Raw genomic sequence first — 14,418 nt, forward strand, 5'->3', positions numbered from 1 at the left:
CTAAAAGAAGCCGTATCTGTAATGGGTACGGTCGGCTCAGGGGATGGGGTAGTTGGCAATCCCCTGAACTCCATGAATACCTTGCAGTCTAAGGTTGCAAGGGGCTAGAAGGGAGAATCCCCCGGTTAGAAACCGGGGGAGTGTCAACAGCTAGGGTATTCGCGTAGTGTGCTGTAGGCATAGCGTTGGGATGTAGAGCTGGAGGCCCAAATTCGCGGTTTGTCTCTGGAGCAGATCGAATTACTGGGTGAAGCCCTGCTGGAGTTTGGATCCCTAGCTGAGCTGAAAGCTTGGCTGACAGAGCACTCACGAATTTCCAATCGACTCCTTCCGCTACAGAGGCTGGAGAAAACATTCGGGATCCTCTACCGTGCCAAATCCGTCTAGCCTAAGTAACGTTAGGGGTGTGGAGCGGTAAGCGTAATGAACGGGAAAGTCTGGGGTGCGGTGTTGCTGGGGTTAGGGATCCTCAGCTCGGGAAGAGGCATGGCCCAAACCCCATCTGCACCGGTACCAGAAACCTCGGTCACCTGTGAGATTTTCATTGCGGGGGGTGGCCTGGGGGGAGTGGCGGCGGCTTACGATGCCCTGCAATTGGGCCGGCAGGTGTGCATGACGGAGATCACCGATTGGATCGGTGGCCAGGTGAGCGCCCAGGGGGTCTCGGCTCTGGATGAGCGGCCTTTGCAGCGAGAGAATGATATTTTTCCGAGGGGATATAGCGAGTTTCGCCAGCGGGTACGGGCGGAATATGGCGGGGATCCGAATCCGGGTAAGTGCTGGGTGAGTGTGCTGTGTTTTTCACCGCAGGTGGGCCACCGGGTGATCCGTCAGATGTTGGAGCCGTATCTGCAGTCGGGGCAGTTGCAGCTGTTTACCGAAACGGTGGTCAAGGATCTGGAATTGCGCAATAACCAAATTCGCAGCGTGCAAGCGATCCGTAACATTCCCAAACATGCCGGTGTCGAGCCGGAGCAACGGGGGGATCTCTCCAGCTATCTGCTGGATTTTTATCGCCTAGAACCGACAGAAGATTGGGACAAGGAGATCCTGCGCTTTGTTCCCCCGGTAGGACGACAGAGCCAAACCCTGCCTTGGGTGGTGATCGATGCCACGGAAACGGGGGAGCTGCTGCCCCTAGCTCGGGTGCCCTACCGCTTAGGAACGGACGGAGAAAGCCGTTGGGAACCCAGCTCCAAGCCCTATGTGGATCCCTACTGTACCCAGGGCTTTACCTATACCTTTGTCATGGAGCGGTTGCCGCTGCCGCAGCTGCCGGTGAGACCGGAGTTTTACGATGACCCGCTGCATGGCCCTTACTACAGCTATGAGCATCCCCGCTTTAGTTTTCCCCTTATTTTTACCTACCGGCGCATTCTCGGTCAGGTACCCGGTTTTGGGGAAGAAGCGATCCGGGTGGGGGATCAGTCGATGCAAAACTGGACTTGGGGCAACGATTGGCGGATAACGGGGCCGGAGAAAAATCTCATCCTCACCGATGCGCAACTGCAAGCCTCCGGGCAACTGGATCCCGGGGGTTGGATGGGGGGGCTACGACCGGAAGCGCTGCTGCGGGGGGAACAACACGCCAAAGGCTTTTTCTACTGGTTGGTGGCAGGAACCACCGATTTTCTATTGCAACAGGAGGATCCCACCTTTCAGAAGGACTACTACCTGCGCTATGGCTATCTGGAAGGAGCCGATAGCCCGATGGGATCCGCCAGTGGCCTTTCTAAGTATCCCTACATCCGCGAATCGCGGCGCATTATTGGCCGACCCAGCAAAGCTTACCCGCAGGGGTTCACGATTTATGAGTCGGATATCACCACGCGAGAATCCGATTTGAACCGGGGTCGCCCGTTTATCTTTTACGACTCAGTCGGCATTGGTCAGTACCCGATTGATTTTCACGACTGCCTGTTGCCGGATTTTTCGCTACCCCCCAGCAACAACAAAGACTCACAGGCTCCCACGTATCCCTACCAGATTCCTTTGCGGGCCCTGATCCCGCAGCGGGTGGATAATCTCTTAGCGGGTAATAAAAATATCGCCACCAGTCGTATTGCCAGTGGATCCTATCGGGTACATCCGGTGGAATGGGCGATTGGCACGGCGGCTGGACATACCGCTCACTTTGCTCTGGAGCGAGATCTCATCCCGGCGGAGATTGTGCAAGAACCGCTTTTGGATTTGCAGCTTTTGCCCGCCTTGCAAGCCCAGATCCAGAGTTTGGGCAACCCGATCCAATTTCCCGGTACCACCATTACTGCCACTGAATGGGCGGATCCCCGCTAGCCTAGGATGGAGAGCATTCTGGCGTTGAGCTTGAGCATGGAGCCCGGTGGGATGGTGGTGCCTTGGGAGATGATCCGCCCCTCTTTGTGGGCAGGTATGGCGCTGTGGTGCTTGGGGTTAATGTGGGGCTTTTCGCCGTTGCATCGACGGTTGCAGTCGAGTTGGGAACAGCGGATCCCGTTTGACCCCACCGGGGCCTTGGCCTCGCTGCTTAGCCTCACCCCTTTTCTGCTGGGATCCATCCTGGTGGTGGCGCTGACGGAGCTGTCTTTGGGCAAAAGCTGGGGGGTATCTTGTGGGTTGATTGCCTGTGTTAGTGGCGGTCTGTACGAATTGGGGCGCCGGGATATTACCCGCGGATCCTCTGCGGAAGAGGAACCATGACCCCTCTAGAAAAAGCTGCCGAGGCGGCAGCTGAACTGCTGGTGTTTCGGGACATCCTGCGGGATCCGATGCTGCTGGCTTGGCAGGCGCTGATTCAACAGTTGGCGGAAGGGGATCCCTTGCTGGGTCTGCAGGCGTATGGCCGGTGGTTTGAGTTGCTGGCTGAGCAGAACTTGAGCTGGCGGGAATGGCTGATTCAGGCAATCCGACTGGCGGATAACCCCTTTTCGCGGGCAGCCCTGCGACCGCAGGGGATCCCGGCGCCCCTGATGCAGGCGGCTCGACATGACCTGAAGTGCCTGCAAACCCTGGCGGATAGCCAAGAGCCCATTTGGGAACAGGTGCAGGCGCTGGGCTTAGGGATCCACTGGCCGGATGGGGAAGTCGGAACGGGCTGGGATCCGCGCCACTTTCCCGATTGGGGGCTGAGTCTAGAGGGGTTGATCGCCCATTATCGGCAGGTGGGAGTGGGGTTGTGTGGGCAATACCGAGCTTTTCGCTGGGGAGGAATTGGGTTGCAAGGGATCCCGACCCCTGATTTGCCCGATTGGGATGGGATCTACGGCAATGAGCGGCAAAAACAGCAGCTAGCGGCCAATACTGAAGCGCTGATGCGCGGGGATCCCGCCTTGCATGTGTTGCTGTATGGGGCACGCGGCACGGGCAAATCATCCCTGGTGAAGGCACTGCTTAGTCGCTATGGCGGGCAAGGGTTGCGCCTGTTGGAGCTAAACCGGGCCGATCTGATCCACTTGCCAGAGATTCTGCAGGATCTGCGCACACGGGTGCTGCCCTTCATTTTGTTTGTGGATGATCTGTCGTTTGAGGCGGATGAGACTGACTTTAAGCAGCTCAAGGTGCTGTTGGAGGGGGATATTGCCGCGCAACCGCCGAATGTACGCCTCTATGCCACCACCAACCGCCGCCATTTGATTCGGGAGTTCTTCCCGGATCGGCCCAACCCTGAGGATCAAGAGGTGCACGCCTGGGATACGGTTCAGGAGAAACTGTCGCTGCGGGATCGCTTTGGCCTCACCCTCACCTTCACCCCCTTCACCCAAGCCGATTACCTGGCCACAATTGAGCACTTGGCCAACCAACGGGCTCTTACCTATGATCCCAAAGCCCTGCGCCGCCAAGCTTTGATCTGGGCACAGCAGCAAAACGGCTTTTCCGGTCGCACCGCCCGCCAGTTTTTGGATGCCATCGGAGCCGGTTTGGTCAAGGTTGCAGGAGTTGAGGAATAAGAAGCATCACAGCAGCCACTCCGAGGCCCGTTCCCCCATCCCAGCCAAGTCAAGCGGGATGGTTACCGCTTTGCCCATGCGGGGTTTTTGGCGGGTGGCTTTGATTTCCCTTTGAACCGCTTCCCATACTCCCCAAGCTTGCAAGTGAGCAACAATGTCCTGCAAATGGGCAAGATACTCAGCTTCGCTCATCGGAAAAGACGGTTGCTCTAGGTAGCGCCACATCACCAGCAGCACCACCTTTTGGTTGACGCGCCGCAGTTGCACATCGTAGGAATGGCCCCATTTCTCCTGGAGCAAAGCTTGAAAGTCGGATCCCGTCATCAGGTTTGGCCCATTGTCTGCACACTCCCCGCGGGAGAGCTGTTGTATTTCTTAACGATATTGGTGGGAGGGGTCAGTTAGGATGAACTCGTTTATCAACGAACATTAAGACAATCTCAGGTCTGCACTCGCCATTATGACGGAAGCCGTTCGCAACTTTGAAGCGCCCCCCATGGGCCGACGTGTCTTTATGAATGCCCTCCTGAGTGGCTCTGTGGGGGTTGTGGTGCTGGGTGCCCTCTACCCGGTGGTGAAGTATTTCATTCCGCCTTCTTCCGGGGGAGGCGGTGAGGGGCTGTTGGCCCAGGATGCCCTTGGTAAACCGATCCGTGTCAGCGAGCTGCTGGCCACTCATGCCAGCACCGACCGGGTGTTGGCCCAAGGTTTGAAAGGGGATCCCACCTACATCGTGATCAATGACGGTGCTATAGCCAACTATGGCCTCAATGCCGTTTGTACCCACCTCGGCTGTGTGGTGCCCTGGAATGTGGGGGAAAACCTATTTAAGTGTCCCTGCCATGGATCCCAGTATGCGGCCAACGGCAAGGTGGTACGGGGGCCAGCACCCCGCTCTCTGGAGCTGGTTAGTGCCACCGTGGAAGGCGACAATGTTCGCTTTAGCCCCTGGAAAGAAGCCGACTTCCGTGATGCCTAAGGCCGGTTGACCTGAGCTGAGAACAGCGGCAAAAGCTGTAACTCAACTTAACGACCCAGTTGCACTCCGCTGATGCGAACCCTTTTGAAAGTCTGAGCCGAGATATGAAGCGAATTTGCTTGGCCCTGTGTGCGTTGCTGCTGCTATTAGGGATGGGAACTCGTCCGGCGGCAGCCTTCCCCTACTACGCCCAAATGGCCTACGACAACCCCCGTGAAGCGACCGGAAAGATTGTTTGCGCCAACTGCCACCTGAATGCCATGCCCACCCGCGCTGAGGTACCGCAGGCGGTGACTCCCGGTCAGGTGTTCGATATCAAAGTCGGGATCCCTTACGACCTCAGTAAACAGCAGCTGCTAGCTGATGGCAGTAAGGGAGGATTAAACGTGGGGGCGGTGGTGGTGTTGCCGGAAGGCTTCCGCCTCGCCACCGAAGAGGAAATGACCGAAGCGCAGCGGGAAGAAACTGCCGAAACCTACATTACTCCCTATAGCGATGAGAAGCCTCACATCCTTTTGGTGGGGCCACTGGCGGGAGAGGAGCATCAAGAAATTGTCTTCCCCGTGGTTGCCCCCGATCCGGCTGAGGATCCCTCGGTGGCCTTCATGAAATACAAGGTGTTTGTGGGAGCGAATCGGGGACGCGGCCAGCTCAACCCCGATGGCAGCCTCAGCAACAACAACGTCTTCCGCGCTCCAGCCACAGGCCGCTTGGTCAGTGTTGCTTTAATCGAGTCGGATATCAGTGATTTACCGGCTGATTTGGCCAGTTTGGTTCCCCCTGAATACGAGCTGCCGGGCACCCGAGTGCTCAGCTTCGAGACGGAAAACGGGATCCAAAACCTGGTATTACCACCGGGCCCAGACCTAATAATCAACCTTGGCGACAGTGTGAAGGAAGGGGATCCCGTTACCAACAACCCCAATGTGGGTGGCTTCGGACAAGTGGAGCGGGATCTGGTGCTACAAAGCCCGGATCGGGTGAAGTGGCTCCTGGCCTTCCTGGCGGCAGTGTTCATCGCTCAGGTGGTGCTGGTGCTGAAGAAGAAGCAGGTGGAGCTGATCCAAGCGGCGGAGATTCTTGGCTAAGGGATCCTCAATCCACCTCCCCCTCACCCCTTGGGTTCACCTTGTATCAATCGCATCCAACCGCATCGATTATAAGCAGCACCCTAGAGCCTTCTGGGGTGCTTTTTCCCTTCATCTTCTGCTAGTTCAGCAAAAGCTCTCCCACAATCACCAGCACGGCATATCCAGCGATTTCCACACGAGATCCGAGATCTCGACAAAACAACTCACCCCCACGCGCAGAAACTTGGCGGGCCGTCAGTTCAGATTGGCCCAGCCGTTTGGCCCAGTAGGGTATGAGCAGGCAATGGGCTGCTCCTGTCACCGGATCCTCCGGGATCCCCAGTTGTGGGGCGAAAAAGCGAGAGACAAAATCCAGCTCCTCTCCATCTAACTCCTCTGCGGGAGCGGTGACGATCAACCCTGTGCTGGCCAGGGCCTTGATCTCGGCCATATTCGGCTGCAGCTGCTGCACTTGCTGGGCAGAGGCCAAGACCGCCAACCCTAGTCCCCCTTGATACAACTCCAGAGGCCTAACCCCCAACGCTGCTGACACCCTCTCCAGTGCTTCCGGCCATGGCTCCAAGGCTTGGGCGGGAAAGTCCATCACCAAACGCTCCCCTTGGCGCCGCACCCGCAACAGACCACTGCGGGTAGAAAACTCGACCACCTCCGCCTGCGGATCCACTTGGGTAAACAGCACATGGGCACTGGCCAAGGTAGCATGACCGCACAGATCCACTTCTGTGGTCGGGGTAAACCAGCGCAGTTCGTAGTGGAGAGTGGTGCCTTGGGATCCCTGGGGCAGCAAAAAGGCAGTTTCCGAAAGATTATTCTCGGCGGCAATCTGCTGCAGGAGCGGCTCCGCCAACCCCTCTTTTGTGAGCAAACAAACGGCGGCTGGATTGCCCGCAAAGGGCTTCTGGGTGAAAGCATCGACTTGAAAGAACGGGATCCGCACACCCTCCATAAACCCTCTCTTCAGGACAAAATTTCCCTCATGAATAATCTGAATCTGCGCCAGCCTTCCCACTCTTGCACAGCATTGACTTGCACTCAAACGTATCTAAGTTACGGCAAACGCTGGCCCGACAGTTGGAGCGTGCCGGCTACGAGGTGGTCCAAGCCCGAGATGGACAGGAGGCCCTAGCTCAACTGGAACAGCAGCAGCCCGCCGATTTGATCCTCTGTGATGTGGAAATGCCACGCATGAATGGCTTCGAGTTTCTGAATCAACGGCGCAAAGTCTCCCACTTGGCCGGGATCCCGGTGGTCATGCTCACCTCCCGCAGCGGCCAAAAGCACCGTCGTCTGGCCATGCAACTGGGGGCCAATGCTTACCTGACCAAGCCCTGCCTGGAATACGAGCTGCTCAACCAAGTAGAAGCCCTGCTGCCCAGCCGCCAGAGGCAAAAAGTTGCAGATTATTAAAGGTTTCTCTTGCAGGGGGAGCAACCTACTTGTGCGTTCTGTTGCCTGCTAGCCTGAGTAATGCGTCGCATTGAGTCCGTTATGACCAGCACCCTTCACCCCACCTCCTTTAACACCACCCAATCCAAGCAAATTTTTGCCCAGGCCAAAACCTTGATGCCGGGCGGGGTCAGTTCACCGGTGCGGGCCTTTAAGTCGGTGGGTGGGGATCCCGTTGTTTTCGACCGCGTCTCAGGGGCCTATGCCTGGGATGTAGACGGCAATCGATACATCGACTACATCGGGAGCTGGGGGCCTGCCATTGTCGGCCATGCCCACCCGGAGGTGATTGAAGCGCTACAAAAAGCCCTCAGTAAAGGCACCAGTTTTGGCGCTCCCTGTGTTTTGGAAAACCAACTGGCGGAACTGGTGATCGAGGCAGTGCCCAGCGTGGAGATGGTGCGCTTTGTCAATTCGGGTACCGAAGCCTGTATGGCGGTGCTGCGCCTGATGCGAGCCTACACCGGTCGGGAAAAGGTGATCAAGTTTGAAGGCTGCTACCACGGCCATGCGGATATGTTTCTGGTGAAAGCGGGATCCGGAGTCGCTACCCTGGGGCTGCCGGATTCCCCTGGGGTACCGAAAGCGGTTACCAGTGCTACCCTAACCGCACCCTACAACGATCTTGAAGCGGTTAAGGCCCTATTTGAGCAAAACCCTGACTCGATTGCGGGCGTGATCCTGGAGCCGGTGGTGGGCAATGCCGGCTTTATCCCGCCGCAGCCGGGCTTTTTACAAGGTTTACGAGACCTGACTCAACAGTACGGGGCGCTGCTGGTGTTTGATGAGGTGATGACCGGGTTTCGCATCAGCTATGGCGGTGTTCAGGCCAAGCTGGGGGTGACCCCCGATTTAACCACCCTAGGGAAAGTGATTGGCGGTGGCTTGCCGGTGGGGGCCTATGGCGGTCGGCGGGAGATTATGGAGTGGGTGGCTCCAGCAGGGCCGATGTATCAAGCAGGGACCCTATCGGGCAATCCCTTGGCCATGACGGCAGGGATCCAGACGCTGCAAATTCTGCGTCGTCCCGGCACCTACGAGTACTTGGAACGGATCACTGAAAAGCTGGCCAATGGATTATTACAGGTGGCCCAAGAAACTGGGCATGCCGCCTGTGGGGGCTATTTGCCGGGCATGTTTGGCCTGTTTTTCACCGCCGGGCCCGTTCGCAATTATGAAGAGGCCAAAACCTCGGATCTGCAAAAGTTTGCCCGCTTCCATCGCGGCATGTTGGAGCAGGGGATCTACCTGGCTCCTTCTCAATTTGAGGCAGGCTTTACCTCCCTAGCCCATACGGAGGCGGATGTGGAGCAGACCTTGGCGGCAGCGCGGCAGGTGTTGAGTACCCTGTAGACGGGATCCCCTGGTAAGCAGTCACACCTAGGTCTTCCCCCGGCAGCAGCGAAGAGTTTTGCGAAGACGCTGGGGGGCTGCTGCTCAACCTTGCAACTGGAGAGGGATCCGTAAGCTAGCGTACAATTTGGCAAGAACCCTTGAGTGGCCATGATGATCCCTGCTGCTGGATCCCCTGTTTCTTCTGCTCCTGCTTGGCATACCCTCACCCTGGCCGCCACCGCTCAGAAGCTGCAAACGGATCCCGATCGCGGCCTAACCACTCAGCAGGTGCTCCAACGACAGCAGGAGTACGGCCCCAATGAGTTGATTGCCACCTCTGGCCGCAGTCGCTGGCAGGTATTGCTTGACCAATTCAGTAACATCATGCTGCTGATGCTGATTGCGGTGGCGGCGGTTTCAGCGGCTTTGGCCATAGAAGAGGGAGAATTTCCGAAAGATGCCCTGGCCATTCTGCTGATTGTCGGGTTAAATGGCGGCCTGGGTTACCTGCAGGAAAGTCGGGCGGAAAAAGCACTGGCGGCCCTGAAAAAACTGGCTTCCCCCAGTGTACGGGTAGAGCGAGACGGGTTGTGGCAAGAGATTCCTGCCAGCAAGTTGGTGCCAGGAGATCGAGTGCTCCTAGAGGCTGGGGTACAGATCCCGGCGGATGGACGGTTGGCGGAAGCCGTCAATTTGCAGGTGCGCGAAGCTGCCTTGACTGGTGAGGCGGTGGCGGTGGTTAAGCAGGCGGACTGTGTGCTCCCGGCAGACACCGAGCTGGGGGAGCGGCGTAACATGGCCTTTATGGGTACAGAGGTGCTGCAGGGGCGCGGGATCCTCTTGGTCACCAGTACCGGTATGCGCACCGAGTTGGGCAAAGTAGCAACTCTGTTGCAATCGGTGGAGACCGAACCCACCCCTCTGCAACGGCGCATGAACCAACTGGGGAATGTGCTGGTATTCGGTTCCTTAGCCCTAGTGGCGGTGGTGGTGGTGGTGGGTTTGTTGCAGGCGGGGAATATGGCCCCCTTTACTTCCCTGCTGGAAACCTCCTTGAGTATGGCGGTGGCGGTGGTACCGGAGGGGTTGCCGGCAGTGATCACCGTCACCCTAGCGATTGGCACCCAACGCATGGTGCGGCGGAATGCCCTGATCCGGCGCTTGCCAGCTGTAGAAACCCTGGGATCCGTCACCACGATTTGCTCCGACAAAACCGGCACCCTCACGGAAAACAAGATGGTGGTCACCGAGATTGTCACGGCCTCCCATCACTACCACCTGACCGGCACAGGCTACATTCCGCAGGGATCCTTTTACTGCAGGGGAGAACCGGTGGATCCGCAGGGAGCCCCGGATTTGTTGGCGGTGTTGCGGGCAACCGTGTTCTGTAATGATGCCTTGTTGCAGGCCAACATCCAGCCGGCTGGGGTGCGCAATCCCCGTTCTGCCGTCTCATCCCAACCTCCCTCACCCACCTGGTCGATCTTGGGGGATCCGACGGAAGCAGCCTTACTGGTGGCGGCGGCCAAAGCCAATCTGCAAAAAGCCTCTCTACAAGAGCAATGCCCACGGGTACAGGAGTTGCCCTTCAGCTCCGAGCGCAAGCGCATGAGCGTGGTCATTCAGGAGAAAGGTGGCTTCCGCGTTTACGTTAAGGGATCCCCGGAACTGGTGCTGGAGCGGTGTGATCGCATTCAGAACGCCGAGGGTTGGCGTTGGCTTTCGGAAGAGGTTCGCCAGGATATTCTCAACACCAACGACCAAATGGCAGCTCAGGGCACACGGGTTTTGGGAGTGGCCACCCTAGAGTTGGAATGGATCCCAAGCAACCTAGAGGAAGTAGAACAAAACCTGATCTGGCTCGGATTGGTGGGAATGCACGATGCCCCACGACCGGAAGCACGAGAAGCGGTGGCTCGCTGCCAAGCGGCTGGGATCCGCACCCTGATGATCACCGGTGACCATCAACTGACGGCTGTCGCCATTGCCCGTGACCTGGGCATTATCGGGCCAGACGACCGAGCGGTGGAAGGGCGTGCCCTCTCCCGCATGAGTGCCGATGAGCTGCTGGAAACCGTACGCACCGTCAATGTGTATGCCCGTGTTGCCCCCGAACACAAACTGCGCATTGTACAGGCGCTGCAAAAACAGAACCAGTTTGTAGCCATGACCGGCGATGGGGTGAATGATGCCCCGGCTCTGCGTCAGGCGGATATCGGCATTGCCATGGGTATTACGGGCACCGACGTGAGCAAAGAAGCCAGCGATATGGTCTTGCTGGATGACAATTTCGCCACCATCGTTGCCGCCATTGAAGAGGGACGAGTGGTCTACAGCAATATCCGTCGCTTTGTGAAATATATTTTGGGCAGCAACATCGGTGAGGTATTAACGGTGGCAGCCGCGCCAATTTTGGGTCTTGGGGCTGTGCCTTTGACCCCACTGCAAATTTTGTGGATGAACCTCGTCACCGATGGTTTACCTGCTTTGGCTTTGGCCATGGAACCGGCTGAACCGGGGGTGATGGATAAACCCCCCTTTAGCCCTAAGGAGAGCATTTTCGCCCAGGGCCTGGGGGCTTATATGGTGCGCATCGGGGTCTTCTTTGCCATCACCACAATCATCATGATGCTCATTGTGGAGAATTATACCCTCCATTGGCGCACGATGGTATTCACAACCTTGTGCGTTGCTCAGATGGGTCATGCGGTTGCGGTGCGCTCCAACAACAAGCTGATCGTTGAAACCAATCCTTTTTCCAATCCCTACCTGTTTTGGGCGGTGTTGGCTACCCTTCTCCTTCAATTTGCCCTTCTTTATGTGCCCTTCCTGCGAAATTTCTTTGGCACCGAAGCCTTGACCCGCGATGAACTTTGGATCTGCATGGGCTTCAGCAGCCTGATCATGGTTTGGGTGGAGATGGAAAAACTTTATTTCCGCTGGCGACAAGGATCCCGGCCCTCACAACCCGAGCCTGCCCCCACAACCTAGCCAGGAACCAAGCCCATCCCGACTCGAAGGTGGGCCATCCTCAGCTCTTTGTAAAAAAGAACACGCCCCGATAAAGTCACTCGCTAAGATCAAGCTGGGCCATACTGAGGCTATTTCCGTAGGCAAGCTAGCTAAAGTAGGGTCAAGCGGCTCCGTTGGCTGGTCTGACTTTTTACAGTATGCACAGGTGGGCTTGGGTAGCACTGGCAACCCTGGGCATGGGAAACTTTGGGATCCCTGCCCCTTTGTCATTGGCCAGTTTGGATGTCTGTTGGGAAACTGCTGGCTGGGGTTGGGCTGCCTTTGGGCTGCTGCTGCTGGTTAATCTGGGCCTGTGGGGGCGGCAACGCTTTCTTGTTTTCAAAACAACAACAGACAAAGCAACAGGTACTGTTTCAAGTCTTGACACCCGCTTCCGGGCTGCGATTGAAGCCAGCTTGGATGCCATTTATCTGTTGGATGCGGTACGGGATCCCCTCAGCCAAGAGATCCTGGATTTTGTTTTTGTGGATTTGAACTCGAAAGGGGCGGAACTGGTCTCCCTCCCGCGCGAGGCGATCCTCGGCCAACGCCTGTGCGAGCTGCTGCCGATCAACCGCTCGGGCGGGTTCTTCGAGAAGTACAAACAGGTGGTGGAAACCCAAACCAGCCTGGAAGAAGAATTTCCCATTTCTGGACAGCCGGGCTTGGTGGCCAACTGGCTACATCATCAGGTGGTGCCGATCGGGGATGGCATTTTGATCACCAGCCGCGATATTAGCGAGCGCAAGCACCAGGAAGCACTGCTGCAAGAGCGACAGGCCCAGTACCAGGCCATGTGGGAGGTCATTCCCGACTTGATGGCTCGCGTCAGTCGAGAGGGGGTTTACCTCAGTTATTCCCACACCACCGTCTTTAACGACCTAGTGCCCAGCGATGTGGATCCGATCGGGAAAACAATCTTCACCTACTTGCCGCAGGAGGTGGCCCAAAAGCAGTGGGATGGGATCCAAGCTGCCCTCAATACCGGCCAGTTGCAACTCTACGAGCAGCAGATCCCGCTTGGTGACAGGGTGCAGTACCAAGAGGTGCGCATTGTCCCCAGTGGCCCCGATGAAGCCCTGATCATTGTACGGGACATGACCGATCGGGTCAGGTCAGAACAGGCGCTGCGGGAAAGCGAGCTTCGCTACCGCGCCCTTTACGAAGCCATCCCGGACATGATTCTGGAGGTGACCCGTGCCGGATACATTCTCAGTTGTAAAGCGCCACACGGGTTCCCCACTCACTATCCCGCCGAGGCCTATGTAGGTCGGTATGGACAGGAACTCTTTCCAGCGGCGGATGTAGAGCAGTACCAAGCGCTGATTAACCAGGCTCTAGATACCCAGCAGATCCAGTATTGGGAATACAAGACGGAGTTTCTAGAAGGGATCCCACAGTACCGCGAAGCCTGTGTGGTACCCCAGGGAACCGATAAGGTTTACGTCTTGGTGCGAGATATCACCGAGCGTAAACAAGCGGAGCTAGCCCTGAAGGAAATTGAAAATACACAGCGGGCCATTTTGCAGGCCATTCCCGATCTAATCATGCGCTTCGACGCACAGGGCACCTGTTTGAACTTTATTTCCGGTGGAGATATTCGTTTGCGCGGCACCCTCCAGGAGGCTCTGCACCAGTCCATCTATACCATCCTGCCCCCCGACTTAGCGGATCAACGGATGCTGTTTATTCAGTTGGCCCTTTCCACCCAGGAGCGGCAAATCTACGAATACAGCATTGAGGTCACAGAAGGGGAATTGCGCCACGAAGAAGCCCGTGTTGTTCCTCTCAATGAGCATGAGGTGATGGTGATCGTGCGGGATATCACGGATCGGGTGATCGCCGAGCAGTCTCTCTGGGAGAAAACCAAGCAACTGAGACAGGCCCAACGGATTGCCAAACTGGGCAACTGGTCTTATGAGGTGGCTAGCCAGCAGATCACCTGGTCAGAAGAAATTTTTCACCTGTTTGGGTTGTCACCAGAACAGCCGCCCCCCAGCTTTGCAGAGCACCTAGAGCAAATTTACCCCGAAGATCGCCAACTCTGGCTGAAGTATGTGCAGGCCACCCTTGAACAAGGGATCCCGCAAAGCTGTGACTTCCGCATTCTGCGTGCCGACGGAGAAGTTCGCTACCTGAGCGCCCGTAGCCAAGCGGAACAGGTGGATGGAACGGTTGTGCGTATTTTTGGCACGGCCATGGATGTCACGGAGAGAAAGCTGGCGGAACTTGCCCTGCAAGAAAGCGAACAACAATTCCGCGCCCTCTTCGACAATGCTGCCGTTTCCATCATGATTCATGATGCCGAAACCGCCGAGATCATCGATGCCAATCCGCGTGCCATCGCCTCCTATGGGCTGTCTAGCTTGGAGGAATTGCAAGCCTACGACATCTTCGATACCTCCCCCTACAGCTATGCGGATGTGCTGCCCTACCTAGAGCAGGTGCGCCAAATGGGAGCGGTGCGGTTTGAGTGGCGGTCGCGGCGGGCGGATGGCCAGATCTTTTGGGAAGATGTGTTTGTCCAGCCGATGTTGCTGCGCGGGATCCCGCGCTTGGTTTCCACCGCAGTGGATATTACGAAAAGCAGCGTAAAGCCCCCGGTTTCCAACCGGGGGATATGAGCGCA

The 14,418-nt window shown here is 57.1% G+C and carries 12 protein-coding genes; 10 read left to right on the forward strand and 2 right to left on the reverse strand.

From position 1 onward, the window contains the following. Nucleotides 1-198 precede the first annotated feature (198 nt). Genes JX360_RS11620 through JX360_RS11635 form a run of 4 tightly spaced genes read left to right on the forward strand, consistent with a single transcriptional unit; the run spans nt 199 to nt 3,926 of the window. The gene (locus JX360_RS11620; RefSeq protein ID WP_279611456.1) at nt 199-387 is read left to right on the forward strand and encodes a DUF4351 domain-containing protein; all 189 of its coding nucleotides are present in this window, start codon (nt 199-201) and stop codon (nt 385-387) included. 36 nt (nt 388-423) lie between these two features. Then, a complete protein-coding gene (locus tag JX360_RS11625; RefSeq protein ID WP_244351011.1) occupies nt 424-2,295 on the forward strand; it encodes an FAD-dependent oxidoreductase in 1,872 nt (623 codons plus the stop codon). A 6-nt stretch (nt 2,296-2,301) separates the two neighbouring features. After that, a complete protein-coding gene (locus JX360_RS11630; protein WP_244351013.1) occupies nt 2,302-2,679 on the forward strand; it encodes a hypothetical protein in 378 nt (125 codons plus the stop codon). After that, the gene (locus tag JX360_RS11635; RefSeq protein WP_244351015.1) at nt 2,676-3,926 is read left to right on the forward strand and encodes an ATP-binding protein; all 1,251 of its coding nucleotides are present in this window, start codon (nt 2,676-2,678) and stop codon (nt 3,924-3,926) included. Before JX360_RS11630 ends, JX360_RS11635 begins: the two co-directional genes overlap by 4 nt. Before the next feature lie 6 nt (nt 3,927-3,932). Here JX360_RS11635 and JX360_RS11640 read toward each other — a convergent pair whose 3' ends face one another. Beyond that, nucleotides 3,933-4,250, reverse strand: a complete 318-nt coding sequence (locus JX360_RS11640; RefSeq protein WP_244351016.1) for a DUF3067 family protein — start codon at nt 4,248-4,250, stop codon at nt 3,933-3,935. A gap of 136 nt (nt 4,251-4,386) precedes the next feature. Here JX360_RS11640 and JX360_RS11645 point away from each other — a divergent pair, with 136 nt between their 5' ends. Beyond that, nucleotides 4,387-4,905 carry a cytochrome b6-f complex iron-sulfur subunit gene (locus JX360_RS11645; RefSeq protein ID WP_244351032.1) on the forward strand — a complete coding sequence of 173 codons (519 nt, stop codon included), beginning with the start codon at nt 4,387-4,389 and terminating at the stop codon, nt 4,903-4,905. Between the two features lie 104 nt (nt 4,906-5,009). Beyond that, entirely contained in the window at nt 5,010-5,993 is a 984-nt protein-coding gene (locus JX360_RS11650) for an apocytochrome f (RefSeq protein WP_244351035.1), read from the forward strand. Between the two features lie 121 nt (nt 5,994-6,114). Here the strand turns inward: JX360_RS11650 and JX360_RS11655 are convergent, their stop codons facing one another. Next, nucleotides 6,115-6,942: a PhzF family phenazine biosynthesis protein gene (locus tag JX360_RS11655; protein ID WP_279611453.1), complete on the reverse strand. Its 828-nt coding sequence runs from the start codon at nt 6,940-6,942 to the stop codon at nt 6,115-6,117. 80 nt (nt 6,943-7,022) lie between these two features. Between JX360_RS11655 and JX360_RS11660 the strand changes: the two genes are divergently transcribed. The 4 genes from JX360_RS11660 (at nt 7,023) to JX360_RS11675 (ending at nt 14,413) form a co-directional block, all read left to right on the forward strand. Next, nucleotides 7,023-7,403 (forward strand): response regulator, encoded by a 381-nt coding sequence (locus JX360_RS11660; protein WP_244351046.1) that lies wholly within the window; start codon nt 7,023-7,025, stop codon nt 7,401-7,403. Between the two features lie 81 nt (nt 7,404-7,484). Next, complete coding sequence (hemL, locus tag JX360_RS11665) at nt 7,485-8,795, forward strand: glutamate-1-semialdehyde 2,1-aminomutase (protein ID WP_244351049.1); 1,311 nt, start codon at nt 7,485-7,487, stop codon at nt 8,793-8,795. A 153-nt stretch (nt 8,796-8,948) separates the two neighbouring features. Further along, nucleotides 8,949-11,768: a cation-translocating P-type ATPase gene (locus JX360_RS11670; protein WP_244351113.1), complete on the forward strand. Its 2,820-nt coding sequence runs from the start codon at nt 8,949-8,951 to the stop codon at nt 11,766-11,768. Nucleotides 11,769-11,923: 155 nt separating this feature from the next. Continuing rightward, the gene (locus JX360_RS11675; RefSeq protein ID WP_244351052.1) at nt 11,924-14,413 is read left to right on the forward strand and encodes a PAS domain-containing protein; all 2,490 of its coding nucleotides are present in this window, start codon (nt 11,924-11,926) and stop codon (nt 14,411-14,413) included. Nucleotides 14,414-14,418: the final 5 nt, after the last annotated feature.

The organism is Thermostichus vulcanus str. 'Rupite', from assembly GCF_022848905.1.
GTDB lineage: Bacteria > Cyanobacteriota > Cyanobacteriia > Thermostichales > Thermostichaceae > Thermostichus > Thermostichus vulcanus_A.